The organism is Spirochaetota bacterium (genome assembly GCA_034190085.1).
Classification (GTDB): domain Bacteria; phylum Spirochaetota; class UBA4802; order UBA4802; family JAFGDQ01; genus JAXHTS01.
Genome location: JAXHTS010000048.1, coordinates 84,541 through 101,400 on the forward strand (window position 1 = coordinate 84,541; position 16,860 = coordinate 101,400).

Annotated in this window: 13 protein-coding genes and 1 tRNA gene; 7 read left to right on the plus strand and 7 right to left on the minus strand. The window is 36.6% G+C overall.

Features of this window, described 5'->3' with window-relative positions; all coding sequences use genetic code 11:
• Window positions 1-13 precede the first annotated feature (13 nt).
• From SVZ03_08510 to SVZ03_08530, 5 genes are all read right to left on the minus strand, one after another.
• A complete protein-coding gene (locus SVZ03_08510) occupies window positions 14-544 on the minus strand; it encodes a flagellar basal body-associated FliL family protein (GenBank protein ID MDY6934249.1) in 531 nt (176 codons plus the stop codon).
• A gap of 306 nt (window positions 545-850) precedes the next feature.
• Window positions 851-1,633, minus strand: a complete 783-nt coding sequence (locus SVZ03_08515) for an OmpA family protein (protein ID MDY6934250.1) — start codon at window positions 1,631-1,633, stop codon at window positions 851-853.
• On the minus strand, window positions 1,630-2,409 hold the full coding sequence (locus SVZ03_08520; protein ID MDY6934251.1) for a motility protein A: 780 nt from the start codon (window positions 2,407-2,409) through the stop codon (window positions 1,630-1,632). The genes SVZ03_08515 and SVZ03_08520 overlap by 4 nt, the downstream gene beginning before the upstream one ends.
• A gap of 402 nt (window positions 2,410-2,811) precedes the next feature.
• Window positions 2,812-5,193 carry a tetratricopeptide repeat protein gene (locus SVZ03_08525; GenBank protein ID MDY6934252.1) on the minus strand — a complete coding sequence of 794 codons (2,382 nt, stop codon included), beginning with the start codon at window positions 5,191-5,193 and terminating at the stop codon, window positions 2,812-2,814.
• An 18-nt stretch (window positions 5,194-5,211) separates the two neighbouring features.
• Complete coding sequence (locus SVZ03_08530; GenBank protein ID MDY6934253.1) at window positions 5,212-5,928, minus strand: tetratricopeptide repeat protein; 717 nt, start codon at window positions 5,926-5,928, stop codon at window positions 5,212-5,214.
• Between the two features lie 318 nt (window positions 5,929-6,246).
• Between SVZ03_08530 and SVZ03_08535 the strand changes: the two genes are divergently transcribed.
• From SVZ03_08535 to SVZ03_08545, 3 genes are all read left to right on the plus strand, one after another.
• Window positions 6,247-6,912 (plus strand): HD domain-containing protein, encoded by a 666-nt coding sequence (locus SVZ03_08535; GenBank protein ID MDY6934254.1) that lies wholly within the window; start codon window positions 6,247-6,249, stop codon window positions 6,910-6,912.
• A 121-nt stretch (window positions 6,913-7,033) separates the two neighbouring features.
• A tRNA-Gly gene (locus SVZ03_08540) sits at window positions 7,034-7,104 on the plus strand.
• 1 nt (window position 7,105) lies between these two features.
• Window positions 7,106-8,239: a M48 family metallopeptidase gene (locus SVZ03_08545; protein MDY6934255.1), complete on the plus strand. Its 1,134-nt coding sequence runs from the start codon at window positions 7,106-7,108 to the stop codon at window positions 8,237-8,239.
• A 19-nt stretch (window positions 8,240-8,258) separates the two neighbouring features.
• Here the strand turns inward: SVZ03_08545 and SVZ03_08550 are convergent, their stop codons facing one another.
• Window positions 8,259-9,176: a hypothetical protein gene (locus tag SVZ03_08550; GenBank protein ID MDY6934256.1), complete on the minus strand. Its 918-nt coding sequence runs from the start codon at window positions 9,174-9,176 to the stop codon at window positions 8,259-8,261.
• Between the two features lie 429 nt (window positions 9,177-9,605).
• Here SVZ03_08550 and SVZ03_08555 point away from each other — a divergent pair, with 429 nt between their 5' ends.
• Complete coding sequence (locus SVZ03_08555) at window positions 9,606-11,450, plus strand: cytochrome c biogenesis protein CcdA (GenBank protein MDY6934257.1); 1,845 nt, start codon at window positions 9,606-9,608, stop codon at window positions 11,448-11,450.
• Between the two features lie 86 nt (window positions 11,451-11,536).
• On the opposite strand, the gene SVZ03_08560 is transcribed toward SVZ03_08555, so the two are convergent.
• Entirely contained in the window at window positions 11,537-12,061 is a 525-nt protein-coding gene (locus SVZ03_08560) for a hypothetical protein (protein MDY6934258.1), read from the minus strand.
• 326 nt (window positions 12,062-12,387) lie between these two features.
• Here SVZ03_08560 and SVZ03_08565 point away from each other — a divergent pair, with 326 nt between their 5' ends.
• The 3 genes from SVZ03_08565 (at window position 12,388) to SVZ03_08575 (ending at window position 16,858) form a co-directional block, all read left to right on the plus strand.
• A complete protein-coding gene (locus tag SVZ03_08565; protein ID MDY6934259.1) occupies window positions 12,388-13,335 on the plus strand; it encodes a DUF6599 family protein in 948 nt (315 codons plus the stop codon).
• A 19-nt stretch (window positions 13,336-13,354) separates the two neighbouring features.
• Window positions 13,355-14,551, plus strand: a complete 1,197-nt coding sequence (locus tag SVZ03_08570; protein ID MDY6934260.1) for an SUMF1/EgtB/PvdO family nonheme iron enzyme — start codon at window positions 13,355-13,357, stop codon at window positions 14,549-14,551.
• An 84-nt stretch (window positions 14,552-14,635) separates the two neighbouring features.
• A complete protein-coding gene (locus tag SVZ03_08575; GenBank protein ID MDY6934261.1) occupies window positions 14,636-16,858 on the plus strand; it encodes a SpoIIE family protein phosphatase in 2,223 nt (740 codons plus the stop codon).
• The last annotated feature ends 2 nt before the right edge of the window (window positions 16,859-16,860 follow it).

Below are 16,860 nucleotides of genomic sequence, written 5' to 3' on the forward strand. Positions count from 1 at the left end.
AATCACTGGACAATCAATTGACAATAATCTCTCGAAAATAAACTTCCTTAATTTTACCTGCAATAAGTATAACATTAACATGAGCCTTAATCTCTTCAGCAAGGTTTATTTTATCCTCAACAGAATCCAACTCATCGTATCCCTTACCACTTAAGATAATATTTATTATATGACGAATCTGCACGCTCCTTCTCACAAGCTCTGCATTCAACTCAATATTCTCCTCATATCCCAAAGATACAGTTGCTTTGACAAAATGTGGCTCCTTATCCCTCGTTGTAGCCGAAAAGGTTGGGATATCGAAATGTGCAAGTGGTGGCGGCGGGGGTGCTACTACAATGGCCTGTTCCCTCTCATATTTCATTTCCTGGACATATTTGGTAACGAGATAAGAAACCCCAATCACAATAAATAATAATAATATTGCCCCTATGCCATAGAGTAATATTTTTATTAGCTTCGATGGAGATGCGCTAGCAACAGCCTCTTCAACAGATTCACCCTCCTCTTCCGCAATAACATCTACGCTCTCTTCATCTCCCATGATCTATTCCACATATAACCATTGATTGATATAACACCAGCTTAGCCTCCAGGCTAGCCTCTCTACTTAAGGAATAGGACTCCCCTAATTCATGATTAAGGGATCCATAAAAATTTCTAAATAAAATTAATATTTTGTCTACAACGCTATTACAGCAATTATTATATGTCAATTATTTTTTTTTGTTTAAATAATGTTGTGTGCTAAACATATGGATATGTATCGCATCTAAAAATAGATGCGACTATTTTCATTTCTCCAAATATAATTTAATATCCACGTTACTTCCGACTTAGGGATTTAGCGCTATCTCCATTCCTCATCAGGAAGGGGCCTATTTATCCTATCGCTCTTACTCGCCTCTAATCCCTTATCCCTTACAATTATTATATCGACACGCCTATTATAAGCCCTGCCTTCAGGAATATTATTATCATCAATTGGTCGAAATTGACCATATGCGACTGATGATATTTGCTTGGGATTTATGCCCTCTTCATCTGCGAGATAACGTAAAACACTCAGACTCCTTGCTGAAGACAGCTCCCAATTGGTCTCATAGCCCTCCCGTACACCCTGTGGCGGTATTGGCCTATTATCAGTATGCCCTTCGATCCTAACAAAATTTGGAATTGAATTAACAATGGTTCCGACCTTTTTTAACACACCCCTTGAGTTCTCGCTCAACCTTGCACTGCCAGGGGCGAAATAGGCATCGCCTGAAAGAGTAATCACCAAACCCCTTTCATCCTCCATTACCCTTACCTTCTTAGCCTGAATCTCTGGTTTAAAGGCCTCAATCGCTCTTTTCAAGCTCCTTGCTAAGGCTCTACCCTGTTCACTGGATGGTAGATTTTGAATATTCATTCCTAATTCCTCAAGTTTACCCTTGGATAATGAAAATCCTCCAGTAAACATCCCCAAAGATCCGCGAAATGACGACAGAACGAGAAAAAAATCCTTTGCGCTAATATCAGCGATATTAAACATCAGAATAAAAAATGTTAAAAGGAGGGTGGTCATATCCCCATAGGTCATCATCCATGCTGGGGAGCCAGCCTTTGCCTTTTTTTCCTTCTTTTTTATCACTCTCCTACCTCAGTTGATATGGCTTCCCTCTTAGCGGGCTCAAGGAAAGAAATCAGCTTATCCTTTACAATTCGAGGATTATCACCGGACTGAATTGAAAGAGTACCCTCAACCATAATAAGCTTCAATAAAACCTCTTCATTTCCCACAAGCTCAAGTTTATTGGCTATAGGCTGCATAATAAGATTAGCTACAATCGCTCCATACAGTGTTGTAATTAAAGCAGCCGACATACCAGGACCAATAGCTGACTTATCCTCAATATTTACAAGCATGAGTATCAAACCCATCAGGGTACCGATCATACCAAATGCAGGAGCAAATAAAGCCCAGTCCTCAAAAATCTTTCTCATCTCATCGTGCCTGGACATTATATTCTCCAGTTCCGTCTCCATTATTCTCCTTACCAACTCAGGATCAGTGCCATCAACAACAAGCTGTATTCCCTTTCTTAAGAATGGGTCATCAACCTCATCGAGATCATCCTCAAGCGCAAGCAATCCTTCCCTTCTTGCCTTCTCGGAAAAGGATACAAGTGTTATTATCAGTTCATCGGGATTTGATGCGGGTGAGAAGAATGTAAAACGTGCAACACTCCAGATTCTCAGTATCCTTGCCAAGGGATTTGATATACAGAGAGCCGAAAACGAACCTCCAATGGTAATCATAACGGACGCTGGATCTATAAACATCGCAGGATTACCCTTTGCAAATACAATCCCCAATGCAATAAAGACAAATCCTCCTATTAGACCACCAATGGTTCCTATATCCATACATTTACTCCATTATTTCTAAAATCAACTTCTAACAACCGCTAATAATAATCAATCTTGGATAATAATTTAACGATTATGTTATAAATATACTGACACCCTTATTCTTTTATCGGTAAGACTCAGTAATTTACTAAATACTATAATTCATGAATTAAGGAGGAATAAACTCGAAATAGGCTTCAATCCTCACCCTTGTCTTCCTAGCCAATAGTGTTATCAATCAATAGAAGTTCATTTAAATTATAAGCCAAGGGTATCCGCTCTGTAATATTGTTTATAAAAGCGCCTATTTTCGAATAGTTTTGGAAGTGAAGAAAGAAGCAGCTTAGTCGAAGGTCTATGCAATATGTAGGGCATAATATTGTTTTCTCAATCCCACATACATCTAAAGGCATCACCCTATTCAGATTTATTCTTCTTAAGCATGTTGATGATATTATGAATATCATCAGCCTTCGGATGATCAGGCTTCATTGATAATAGCTTTCTGAAATGATATATTGCCTTTTTCTTATTCTTGATCTTTCTATAATAGATTGTTCCAAGCTCTTCGTGAGCCTCTGGAAGCTTTTTGTTAATCTTTACCGCCCTTTCAAAGGACTTGGCTGCGTCGCTGTATCTACCCTTATCCTTATAGGTCATGCCAAGAAAGAAGTGTGCTTTAGAGTTCACCGGTTTAATATTTATTGCGGTATTGTACTCCTCAATCGCCTCATCATACATCTTCGATTCCCGATAGGCCTTGCCAAGGTTGAAGTGAGCGTCAAAGGATTTTGGATTGTTTATGGTGGCATTCTTGTATTGCTCAATCGCCTTATCATAGAGCTTGTTTTGCGAATATATAGCCCCAAGATTTATATATGCCTTTGTATAATTTGGATTTACGGTTATCGCCCTTGAGTAATATTCAATGGCTTTATCGTCATTATCGTATGCTTCGTAAGCCTTTCCAAGCTCATATAGAGTCGCATGATCATCATTTTTTAATTCTAGCGCTCTATTATAAAAGCTTATACCCTCTGCATATTTTTTCTTTAATGAATGGATCAATCCTAGATTATAAAAGGCTTGAAAATATTCCGGATCCTTTTCAATTGTCTTGTTATAAAAGAGAATCGCATTATTGTATGACTTCATCTCATGATAGGTCTCGGCAATTTTAAAGAGCGTGTCAGCGTTATTCGGACGGAGTCCATTATCCTTTGTAAAATAATCCAGCGCAACCTTATAGTTTTTGCTCTTCAGATAGATGTTTCCTAAATTGAAATATGCCCTGTCCAATTTTGGATCCTGTTTGATGGAGGTCTTAAAATCTCTTATCGCCTGCCTCCTATCTCTTAATTTATTATATACTAGACCTCTCGAATAGTATGCTTTTGGAAAATGTGGCTGAAAACGAATAGCATTGCGAAAGGACTTGTTTGCTGATTTATATTTTTCTTCCAGATAATAGATGAGGCCTAATCTGTAATGTGCATCCCCATTCTTGGGATTAGATATAATGGTATTCTTAAAGTGTCTTTTCGCCTCTTCATTCATTCCATTATGATAATATATTCTGCCCAACCAGTAATTAGAATGCTCATCATTTTTGTCGATATCAACCGCCTTCAGGTAGGCATTGATGGAATTATCATAATCCCTCTCCTTTCTATATTTATCCCCTAACTCCCTCCATTTATCGACCTTTGATTTCCTATCCCTCTTTTTGTTCATTAAATTAGTAAGCTGTTCATTTAAATCATCAATCTGGATCTCCTTCTTTATCTCCTTTTTAGCCGGCTTTTCAACGACTGGCTTAGAAACCTTCCTAGCCCTTTTGGCAAGCATCTTGCCTTTCTTCAACATTTTACGAGCTTTTGCGTATTTTCTCTTTAAATTCTTACCTCTGGGATTGTATTTAAGCGCTTTTTTGTAATACTTAACAGCATTATCGTAATCCCCTATCTTTGCATAGATATCCCCAAGACGTTCATATGCCTTTGCGTCTCTTGGATTGACTTTAGTCGCCTTCTTAAATGAAGCAATTGAATCATCTATTCTGTCTAACCTGATATTCGCCTCTCCCTGGCCTCTGTAATACTTGGATCTATTTGGATTTAATGAGATCGCTTTATCATAGTTTGATTTGGCCTTCTTATATTTCCTGGCGCTATGATAGATATTTCCGAGATTATAGTATCCTTCAGGATCATTTGGATTTGCCTTTATTCCCTTTTTAATAATCGAGATGGCCCCCTTAATGTCTCCCTTCTTTAATCGCTGTTTGGCTATGTTCCAATAGCTCTCCGGGTCCTCAGGGGCGACCTCCTGAGCCATCATATATTCACGTAATGCCTGACTAATCTTCTCCTGTTCATCATACATATTGCCAAGCTTGTTATATGCCGCTGCATATTTGGGATAGGCCTTCTTGGCGCGTGTAAATGTTTTGGCTGCCTTCTCATAATCGCCCTTTAGGGCATAGGCATGTCCGAGTTTATTTAATGCCGGGTAATTATTGGGGTCAATCTCTAGGGCGCGGTTATAGTACTCGATTGCCTTATCGATATCGCCGATCTCCTTATAAAGATCCCCAATTTTTATAAGTATTTCAGTGTTATTGGGATCAGTATCCAGGAGTTTATTATAGATACTAATCTGCTTTTGGCGAAGATCAACTCCCTCACTTATTTGATCACCGCGTTCATAAAAGAATTGATAATAGCCAAAAAATAGTAAGAGAATCAAAGCGGTAATACCGCCATATTTAATAACTCGATCTCTATTATAATACGTCATGAGAGAATCCCTCCACAATTACAGATCATCGTCCTTGTATATGCCCTCAAGCTTCTGTTTTGTCTTTTTCGACTCATGATCCGCCTTTTTTTCCTTAGCCCTTCGTTCCACATCCACCAACACCTCGCCGCCAAGATGAAGAGCCTCCTCTATTGATATCTCGCTACCAATAGGAGGTATAACGAAATTCGGATCTTTTAATAACTCAACTGCCCTTCTAATCTTTTCATATTGGGAGTCCTCAGGAGCGATCTCCAAAAAGGTTTCCCAATTCTTAATTGTATTATCCTTATCCCGAATCAGCATCAGGTAGGATAATCCAACATGATAAAAGGCAAATTTAAGGTTTGGATTTAACTTATAGGATTTTTCAAAATTTACAATCGCCTGATCACCTATCTTTTTATAATAGTAGACTTGGCCAATCCTATAATAGTTTTCAGCAATATTGGGATTGATATCTAATGATTTTCTATATAGCTTTAGTGCCCCATCATATCTGTTTTTGTTAAAGAAAATATCGCCGAGATAAGAATATGCCAACTCATTTTCAGGATTATTCTTCAATTCTTCCTGAAAAAGGAGTTCCGCCATCTCAAACTTCTTCTGATAAAAATATCTTATAGCTTTTTGAAATACTGGATTATCTCTCTTCTCTTCGCCAAGGGGAGATACCGGACTCTCTGTATAGAGAATTACAGAAGATAGCAATGATAATAATAGAACTGCCTTCATATAATTATACCTAACATGAATCTATTTTATTATATCGACATCCTTTTTATATATTGCATCGGATTTTTATAGTTTTCAACAAACTTATAACATTGCAGTAGATTTTTTTTCAACCAATTTCTGGATAAACATCCCATTTAATAAATTCTTATTGAACAATATACATTCCTGGAAAATGAATGGTTATCAAATTCTATGCTAATGAAATAGATCATGATATATCCCTTATAGCATGAGGAATACATTTACATGGCATTATTTCTAAAGGAAGAAAGAATTTTCATAACTTCTGCTATCCAGTGAGATTACTATACCATCATGGCGACCTATCCTGCACAATTTGAGGAAAAAATCATTGAGAGCAGCATTCTCTTTGCGAAAGAGAGGATGAAGAATCTACGTCCCAGTCATGGATGGGATCATGTTCAAAGGGTTCTTTCCCTTTCAAAAAAAATTGCCCTGATTGAAAAAGCGGATTTTTTTATCATTGAAGTCTCAACGATTCTGCATGATATCGCAAGAGAGATTGAAGATAATACCGGTGGCGATCTATGTCATGCAGAACTTGGAAGCAGAATAGCATATGATTTCCTTCTAAAGGAGGGTCTTGATGAGGATAGGGCAAAAAAAATTACTCATTGCATTAAGACTCACAGATTTAGGAACAATGAAACCCCCAATTCAATTGAAGCGAAAATTCTGTATGATGCTGACAAACTCGACTCAATTGGCGCGATAGGCATTGGACGAGCATTTCTCTTTTCAGGTGAAATTGGCGCAAGGCTCCATAATTCAGACATAGATATACTCACCACAACCGCCTATACTGAAGAAGATACCGCCTATAGGGAGTATATTGTAAAACTGCAATATATTATTCAGAATATGCTTACAGATGAGGGGAGAAGATTGGCCCAGGGTAGGCACAATTTTATGACTATTTTTTTTAATCGTCTAAAAGCTGAGGTCAGTTGCATAGAGTAAAGATAATTCACACAAACAAGTCCTTAATTCATTCACCCTAATCTAAATGTTATGAAAGGAATACTACATTTTTTTACTTGACTCACTCCGCATATCTACTACAATCATGACAATATCGAATGCGGGTGTAATTCAGTGGTAGAATTCCAGCCTTCCAAGCTGGTAGCGTGGGTTCGATTCCCATCACCCGCTAATGAAAACGAATGAACCGGTGAGCAATATAATCAAAAAAGAAGAAGATGTAAAGACATATAACAGAATTAAAATTATAATAAACATTTTTGACCTAGTATTCAATATTATATTTATTACCCTCCTAGCCTTTAGTGGAATTTCACAATACATCCTTGGTCATATTGAAGTATACTCGCAAAACCCCTACATTCAATTTTTACTTTTCCTCTTCGTTGTCGGCCTCATAGCTGCCTTAATAGACTTCCCCATCGATCTCTACTCAAGCTATTTCCTTGAGCATCGATACGGATTATCAAACCAGAACATCTTCAATTGGTTAATCGAAAGAATGAAGTCGCTTATAGTAGGCGTTTCCCTTGGCATACCTGTTTCGCTTATATTTTACTATCTCTTAAGGATAAGTGGAGATAATTGGTGGCTCTTCTTCGGAATATTCGTATTCATTTTTGCTATACTTCTAGCAAGAATCGCTCCAATACTTATTTTTCCCATTTTCTATAAATATAAACAACTAGATAACGATGCACTTAAGGAGAGGATATTTGGAATCATAAAGAAATATAACATCGGGATCAAGGGGATATACACCTTCGATATGAGCAAGGATACCAAAAAGGCCAATGCTGGATTTACGGGGATTGGTAAGAGTAAAAGAATAATTATCAGTGACACCCTAATTGACAACTTCACACTGGATGAGATTGAAATAATATTTGCCCATGAACTTGGTCATTATATAAAAAGACATATTGTAAAGAGCATATTCTTTAGCGGAACTATAATCTTTCTCTCTTTCTATATATGTGGAATTCTATATTCCAAGACAATATCTATCTATGGGCTTGATCATTCCTATGATATTGCCGCAATTCCAATCTTATTCTTCTATCTTTCCCTATTCAGCCTGGTTCTAATGCCAATAACGAATATTATTTCAAGGAGGTTTGAGAGGGAGGCTGATCTCTTTGCTATTCAATTAATCGGAAAGAATGAGCCCTTTATCTCAAGCATGGAAAGGCTCGCTGAGTTAAATCTGACAGACAAGGAACCAAATAAAATAATAGAATTCCTTTTTTATAGTCACCCCTCAATAAAAAAGAGGATTGAGTTCGGAAGGAATGTCATTATATAGATAGTCTCTTGCGTTCCAGTCAGTTTTTAAAATATAGTCTATGATATATTGAACGTTCAAGATTGTTTATTATATCCTCATATTCACTCAAATTCGGATCCTTATCCAAGTTTATCTTAACCTTGCGAAGCATATCACGCAAAAGCAATAAATCAGATCTTTTGAATACGTTACTTTTCTCAATAACTCCCTTCAAATAAGAAAATTTGTACTTTCTAATATTTATTCGAAAATAGAAATCAACACCGTATATCTTTAGAATTCTATCAAGAGGATAGCTTTTACTCCTTGAGATATAATCAACATATTGTTTTGAATCTACAGCCCTCTGAGATTTCTTCTCACCCTCATCTACTATGTCATCTGCCTCTTCTGTGGTCTTCTTATAATTCTTCTCAAATATATCGCTTAAATTTGCCTTACTCAATTCAATCTTTAGATGCTCTTCTTTCCACTCATCAGTAAATTCATCATATTGATTCTCCAACAATCCCTCATACTCTCCTAACATTATTGCCTTGTTCGCAATCTTCCCAATAGGCGTGTTATTCAAGCTCTTTATTATGGGGAATACTGCCTTTATTACCTGATGAATTGACAGTCTTTTATGAAATTCAGTCTCATACTGAATTATAAGCTCATTCTGGAAATAACTCTTTAAACGTTTAATTGTATCAAGGTTGGCCTCAACGTATCCCTGAACCGGAGGAGACTCACGGAGTTTATCTTCAGCGACAATTTCAAATGTTAATATCTTATGAGAATTGTGTAGAATACCAATAATCATTTTAGCAAGATCAACTGTTATGGCTATATTCGCAGTAATTTGATTAATAAACTCATCAGAATGAGGAATACAGTTTGGCCCCTCCACTGAATTAGCCTTGCTTATTTCCTCAAATACCTCTTCAATAATATTATTGATACTATTCGCCATAGGTATTCCTCAATGACTCCATTTTCTCAATAAGATAGGTGACCAAATGTATTCACCCCTCCCAACAAGCATATCAAACTTAATGAATATTGTGATTCATCCTGATTTCTTTCACGCTTTTATAGGATATCCCAATTCTATAATTAATGCAACTCTTTATTCTGATTTAGATAATGAGTTGAATAAATGATGGGAATAAGGTATTTATTGAACAAATCAAATCCAAAATAAATACAGGTATGCAGTATACACATTCCAAATGGATGTATCGCTTTACATAATCCTAAAACCACCAAATTGGACTGTTTTTATGGACAATTTACATTTAATGATTTTTCTACTTGAATAATTATTATCTAAGCATAATTATGTAAGGTGATAATTATAGTTATCAACCCTCAACAGTATTATGGAAAAGTGTATATTCCTATGCAGATATTTTCAATATTCATTTCATTACTATTGATACTAACCTCATGCTCCTGCAATAAAGAAAGGCATAAGGACTTCAGGGCCTACCCCCTTAAGGATGTAGTAGAAGTGAATAAAGGGGGATCAGGATTTATCACCTTAAAAATTGAAATTCCTCAGGATTCTTACATATATGGCAATCCCAAGGGGCCTGGTATTGGTATGCCCACGACAATAACAGCATTCGGACCAAATGAGTTAATAATTGAGCCTGCGCGATATCTGCCACCTAAAAAATATATTGCCCCTGGAGAAAAGGAATTTGTATGGATATATGAGAATGGCACAAAGATATTTGTTCCCTTGTCTGCAAAAGATGACTCACCCTCCGGGGTGTACAAGACAACAGTTTCATTTAAGTCTCTGCTATGCCGCGCTAACTCATGCACTCCATTGGACTTTAATATAGAATATAGCATCAAAATACTTGGCCAAGGCGATAAGTTGAGTAGTGTTGATAGCGGTTTATTATCAGAATTCATGACCTCTTCTCCAACTGAAAAGTACTCAAGCACGAATAAAATGTCTAGCAGGCAGGGGGATAACAAAGGGGCAACATCTAACGAAGAGGAGATATTCAAACCGATATACCTATCCTATATCAATGTTACAAACATATTGCAGGCCATACTATATGGTCTAATTGCGGGATTTTTTCTCAATTTTATGCCCTGCGTTCTTCCAGTTGTAAGCTTAAAAGTTATGAGCTTTATCAAATATGCAGGCGAGGACAGGAGCAAGCTAATTAAGCTTGGAATTCTATTTACCCTTGGAATTTTGACTACTTTTTTTATTCTAGCATTCCTCTCATCATTCTTTGGATATAACTGGGGAGAACTATTCAAAAAGCGATTATTTCTTATTACCATGATAGCCGTTGTATTTGCCTTAACCCTTTCCATGTTCGATGTCTTTACAATAAACTTGCCCTCTTTTATAGGAAGGGCCTCAAAGGATGTTTCCAATCAATATGCTGACGCATACATGAAGGGTCTTCTCGCAACCCTACTGGCAACCCCTTGCAGCGGCCCCTTCCTTGGCGGCACCCTGGCATGGGCATTAACCCAGAAGCCAATTATAGTATTCATAATATTTATGAGCATTGGTTTGGGGATGGCCTTACCCTACATTATACTCACTATAAACCCAAGGTTTATGAGTATCATTCCAAAACCTGGGGATTGGATGATCGTCTTTGAGCGGATAATGGCCTTTCTACTTATGGCAACTGTCATCTACCTGATCGGGATTTTAGAGCAGGAGGTCGTTATGCCAACCCTCTGGTTGCTACTCTTCATTGGAGTGGCTCTCTGGCAATATGGCAGATTTGGCGCGATATTTCAGACTAAAAATAAAAGAATATTCTCAACAATTGCATTGTGCATAATTATTATATCAGGATATTTATTTCCATTTCAGTTCCTTCGCAATGAGAAAGAAAAGCCTATAATTACAGATACAAATGCATTCAGTATCGAGAGGTTATATGAAAATAGGAAAAACGGCAGAATATCAATCATAAAATTCACTGCTGACTGGTGCCCAAACTGCAAGCTTGTAGAAAGGGTATCACTATACACACCAGATGTTTTCGAAGCAATGGATAATAATAATGTAGATCTATTGGTAGCAGACATGACTCGCGAGAATCCAATTGCAGAGGATCTTCTATATAGATTGGGCAGCAGTTCCCTACCCTTCCTCGCTGTGTTCCCAGTGGGTGAATCCTTTACTAAACCCATATGTCTCAGGGATATATATTCTGATGACGATGTAGTTCAGGCAATAAGTATGGCAAAATGATTTAACTGATTTCATTTAAGGGCTATTACACATTTTTAGTACAGGTGTAAGGGGTATAGATCAGTGTAGTATAACGAAGGAATAGCCTATGTGCCTTTATTTATCGCAATGATCTCTGTGATACTGAATGAGATATTTCCAGGTATTAACTCAGGGGATCCGCTTTCATCTGAGGTTATTCTATAGGAACCATCTGATTCATTGTACTCAAAGTTTAATATTATTGATCCCCCTGTTAGCGAATACTCTACTTGATTTATCTTGATAACTACATCATTATCAGTGAGATCCTTGTCTGATATTTCAGCACTTTCATCGTTTTCATTTCGATAAAAGTATATCTTCATATTGAATGATTCATTAGAAGGATCATCACTTACAGCGATCCCTACATATTCCTGATCATCAATACTTATGCTATCAATAATTGCAATGTCCCCGGTCCTCTGGGCCCCATTAAAAATAATATTATAAGATGTTGAAGTTAGGGTGTATTTTGTCAGAGTGCCAGGTTGGATCTTAAATAAAGGCAACTGAGTGCTTTCAGACTCATCACTCCCGCAGGAAGTGAATATGAATAATGTTAATATAAAAGATATAACGTTCTTCATGTTTCTGACTCCAATTTAATCGGATAATCCATACTAAAGATGTAGAATATGTCAAGATAAATAATTACATTATAATTAAGAGAATCCCTTAGTCTACTACTTTATTATTAGCAGGTATGCTATTAGAAATCACTATCTTGAAATTCCCCTTACTGAAGAGATACAAACACAATTTCTAAAGTTGCCTTTTTTTGTTGCAAATATTATAGAAGGGTTTTACCTTTGCTAGAGTTTTTAGCTCCTGGCTAAAGGTGATATTCCTTCATAGAGATAACTATATACTTATTAGTCAATTTTTTATCTAAAATCTTTTATAGAGGTTGTGCGTGAAGCGAAATTTAACCAAAATCTTAATCTTATTCTCAATAATATCATTTCTCTCATGTCGAAATATAATCCATTCTGTAAATAACATACAACTCCTCCCTAGGGAGAGTGATGTTCCTGGCTGGAGATTGAATTCTGCGCCTAAAGAGTATACTGTTGATAATGTCCATAGATATTTACACAATAAGGGAAGAATTTTCAAAAAATACGGCTTTAGATCTGTATCCGTAGCAAAATATCATTCAATCAATGATCAGAGTAGATTAACGACAGTTGAAATATATAAAATGGACTCCACACTAAACGCCTTTGGTATAATGGGCATTGAGAGAGGATTCAATCATATAGAGGATTCGGTCTTTGAGAATTCCTATACTAAAGGTGCTGGATTCTATTTCAGAAAAGGCATATATTATATCAGGATTGAGGCCAGTAAAACTACAGATTCATTTACAATTCAAAGGGATAATATTATTTTCGCACAAGTAGTACATGAAAATATAAAAAATCCTAATGAGCCATTGCAGGACTATGTCGCCCTATTTGGGGATAACAAAAGGGTGTCGGATGTAGTATATTATATTGATGGTCACCCTCAATTGCCTGAAATTGATAATCTTTTTGTTAGGGGCAAGAGGATATCAGGAAGAATAAAACATATTATTTATTCCAAAAGGGATTCCTGTTATGAATCATTAAAATATATCTCGAGTCTAGTTCAGGAGATGGAACCCCCTTTCGTCCTCAGCAATGCAGAGGAATTTCAAATTGCTTTTAACCGATCTGAAAATAATAACTATATTTTTATTGCAGTGTACAAGGAATGGATATTCGGGATAATAAATGCTGATACAAAATTCGAAGGGAAGAAGATTGTTCATAGGCTGTACACTGAGCTGATTGAGTTTCTCAAAAGTAGCAACAAATATTCATTACTAATCCCTTGATGAGTATCAATATTGAGCCATGATCGAATTAACAACTTTTAAAAAGACCTTTTGGTTAGTTTTTTTGATAATACTGCTTATGCCGGTCCATTCAATAGAATTGAAAATTTATGCAAAAATAGATTCAATTAGAAAAGGCAATATTGTAACCCTTCTATTTTATGAGAAGCCGTATAAGGATGTATATTATATTATTGAAAGCAACAATATTATTGGGGAGATCAGAATACATGCTATAGAAAAGCACATTTTAAACAGCAAGATAACCTATAAGGCCATAGCAGAGTATAATCTTGAAAGAAGAACCTATGAAAGGACGATAAAAGCCGGAATGGATATAGGTTTAGTTGAGGGGAAAAAGATAATAAAGGCACAAGCCAGGGAGAGAAACAATCGGATTCAAGATGTATATAAGAAACAGATTATCACGCCCAGGGATCAAAGGATTATGATATTGATACCTGAAGGGAAATTTGTATTTGGCAACAACAATGATGAAGATGATGAATACCCCGAACAGATAATATATTTGGACAACTTCTATATCGATAAATATGAGGTCTCAAATAGGGACTATTTAAAATATATAACCTCTACTGGCTCAAAACCACCAATATCCTGGTATAATGGAAAGTATAAAGAGGGTGAGGAGGATCTACCTGTATTAGTATCCTATTTTGAAGCAACGGCTTATACAGAATGGGCGGGTAAGAGATTACCCACTGAGAAGGAGTGGGAAAAGTCTGCTAGAGGTGAGGGTATTAAGGTTGTAAAGGGTAAGGAGGATAATTACACATATATTAAAGAACCTATTATCTATCCATGGGGGAATATATATGATCCAGAAAAGGCAAATTCATTAGACTTTTGGAGAAATAAGGGTGTTGGTTTGAACATCAAGAAAAAATTCAAACAGGGCTTACTCCCGGTCAATCTATTCTCTGATACCGGAGGTTCTCCCTATGGGGTAATAAATTTATCCGGCAATGCCGCAGAGTGGACTTCAAGCTGGTACAAGGCCTATTCAGGAAGCAGATTTACAGACAAAAGATATGGGGAGCAAGTGAAGGTGATAAGGGGCGGAGCCTGGTATTCCGATAAGAAGAGGCTTAGAGTAACCAGCAGAGAGATAGGAGGAATACCCAATCTATATGAGGACCCTATCGCAGGTTTCAGATGTGTTAGAAAACCCAAAGTTTTGGACAGAATACCCTAGAACGATTAGCAGGCAAGATGATCGCCATAGGCATTATACATCTATGGATAATATATTGAAGGTAATATAAAAAGGAGATATATAATGAAATATTTTTATTATATCAGCGGAAAAATAGGTTATACCTCAGCAATTGCTCTCATAACATCTCTCGTTGGAGGCGTTTGTGTTATCTTTGGTTATTATTTGGGTACATCATTTATTATTGCCTCTTATTTTCAGATTACTTCTAACATCATTAAATGGCTTCCCTGGGCTCTATCCTTCACTGCTATCCTCTATTGTATACAATTTGGTTTACTTACACCAATAAAGATTCCAGCCCTTTTCAGATCATTTAGGGACATTAATCATAACCTACATGGAGATAGGTTGAGCCCTGATATTAGTGATGACGAGCTAAAACACTTATATAATCATATTGTGCTATTCCCTTTATACAACACATTTAGCTGTATATTATATGGTATTATTTCTGCAATAGCCCTGATCGCATTAATATACCTTGATAATATGAAATCAGGTAATTTCAATATCCAGAATATGTATATGATCATTAAAATTGTTTCCATCGGAGGAATGACCAGTGTAATCATTTTTGCAATGTCAACATATCTATTAACAGACATACTCACAGGTCGTGAGAGGGCTACATGCTATAATGAATTACGCAGAAGGTTTATTAACATACGGCCAAGGGTTCTTGTAGGAGTAAGGTTTAAGTTTAGCCTTTTTGCGGTTTTAATGATTATTACTTTGCTTACCTTTGGAGCCTTAATTGAGAAGGGTCGTTTTTACAGTGAAGCCAATCTCACAGCAATTGTGATCTATTTTTTTGTATCTGTTGCAGCAGGCTTTTTGTTGATGTTTGTTAATACAAACTCCATTGTTCGAATATTTACAGACATTACCAGAGTAGCCAGAGAGATAGCCTCTGGAGGCGAGGTGCATTTTAAGGTGCTTCCACTTGAAAGAGAATTCTCAGCGATTGAATACGCTATGATGGAAATGAAGGTGGAGATAGATGAGCATAGGAAAAATCTCGAATTGAAGGTTGAGGAGAGAACCAGGGAATTACAGGAAGCCCTGTCAGACCTAAAGGATAGGGATAATCTGATCCAAAAACAACTGGATATGGCAAGCACTATTCAAAGAAGCATATTACCCAGGCATTTAGAAGATTGGAGTGAGTTAAAATTTTCAGTTAAATATCTGGCTATGGAAAAGATCGGTGGGGACTTTTATGATGTACTGAAGCTTTCAAACAACAAGTTGGGCATATTGGTCGCAGATGTGTCCGGTCACGGAATTCCTGCAGCTTTAGTCACTTCAATGGCCAAGGTCTCCTTTAGCAACGCCTGTAGAAAACACAGTTCTCCAAAAAAAATATTTCAGGAAGTAAATCAAGACATACTTGATAATGTAAAGACTCAAGATTATATGACTTGCTTTATGGCCATAATAGATGATGAGTACAATGTAACCTATACCAATGCCAGTCATCAAAGGTGTATAATTCTTCGAACAGATGAGGAGAGGATAGAACTACTGGATACTGGGGGATTGTTTATTGGAGCCTTAGAGGATGCCAGGGATACTTATGAGGAAAAGATGACAACACTAAATTATGGCGATAGAATGATAATGTTTACTGATGGTATTTCGGAGGCTACAAATGAGAAAAGGGAGGGATATTCCACCGAAAGATTGGAAACATTGATATTGGAGAATAGACACGTGTCATTAGATGATTTTACAAATTTAATAATAGAGGATGTTAAGGGATTTATTGGGAATGCGCAGGTAGAGGATGACATAACACTACTCGTCGTTGAGCTATCGAGAGATCATACAATTGAAATAATAAAAAATGTGAAAAAGATGATAGCTGATGGGAAATATAATGAATCAATTGATACCTTAAAGAGGGGACTCATCCTCTACCCGGATGATCCGAAACTCCTATACAATCTTGCAAAGACCTATTTTAAGGTTAATGATTTTGAACAAGTAGTTGAGTATATCAGCAAATATATAAAAAGGGATAAGGGGAATAGGTATGCCCTATATATTGGCGGGGCTGCTTACTATCAGTTAAATGATTATACCAATGCGATCGATTTGCTGGAACAGGCAATTAGTATAGATCCAACATTTATAAACGCATTGTTCGCATTGGGGATGGTATATAAAAAGCATGAAATAACTGATAAGGCTGTTCAATATTTTGATAAAGTGTTAAAGATTGACACTGACAATATGAGAGCGCAGGCTGAATTAAAGGAATTAAAAAATATTGGCAGCTAATC

Coding starts and splice junctions, on each gene's coding strand:
- SVZ03_08510 (MDY6934249.1), bottom strand. CDS start 544: ATGGGAGATGAAGAGAGCGTAGATGTTATTGCGGAAGAGGAGGGTGAA.
- SVZ03_08520 (MDY6934251.1), bottom strand. CDS start 2,409: ATGGATATAGGAACCATTGGTGGTCTAATAGGAGGATTTGTCTTTATT.
- SVZ03_08525 (MDY6934252.1), bottom strand. CDS start 5,193: ATGACGTATTATAATAGAGATCGAGTTATTAAATATGGCGGTATTACC.
- SVZ03_08530 (MDY6934253.1), bottom strand. CDS start 5,928: ATGAAGGCAGTTCTATTATTATCATTGCTATCTTCTGTAATTCTCTAT.
- SVZ03_08535 (MDY6934254.1), top strand. CDS start 6,247: ATGGCGACCTATCCTGCACAATTTGAGGAAAAAATCATTGAGAGCAGC.
- SVZ03_08545 (MDY6934255.1), top strand. CDS start 7,106: ATGAAAACGAATGAACCGGTGAGCAATATAATCAAAAAAGAAGAAGAT.
- SVZ03_08550 (MDY6934256.1), bottom strand. CDS start 9,176: ATGGCGAATAGTATCAATAATATTATTGAAGAGGTATTTGAGGAAATA.
- SVZ03_08555 (MDY6934257.1), top strand. CDS start 9,606: ATGCAGATATTTTCAATATTCATTTCATTACTATTGATACTAACCTCA.
- SVZ03_08560 (MDY6934258.1), bottom strand. CDS start 12,061: ATGAAGAACGTTATATCTTTTATATTAACATTATTCATATTCACTTCC.
- SVZ03_08570 (MDY6934260.1), top strand. CDS start 13,355: ATGATCGAATTAACAACTTTTAAAAAGACCTTTTGGTTAGTTTTTTTG.
- SVZ03_08575 (MDY6934261.1), top strand. CDS start 14,636: ATGAAATATTTTTATTATATCAGCGGAAAAATAGGTTATACCTCAGCA.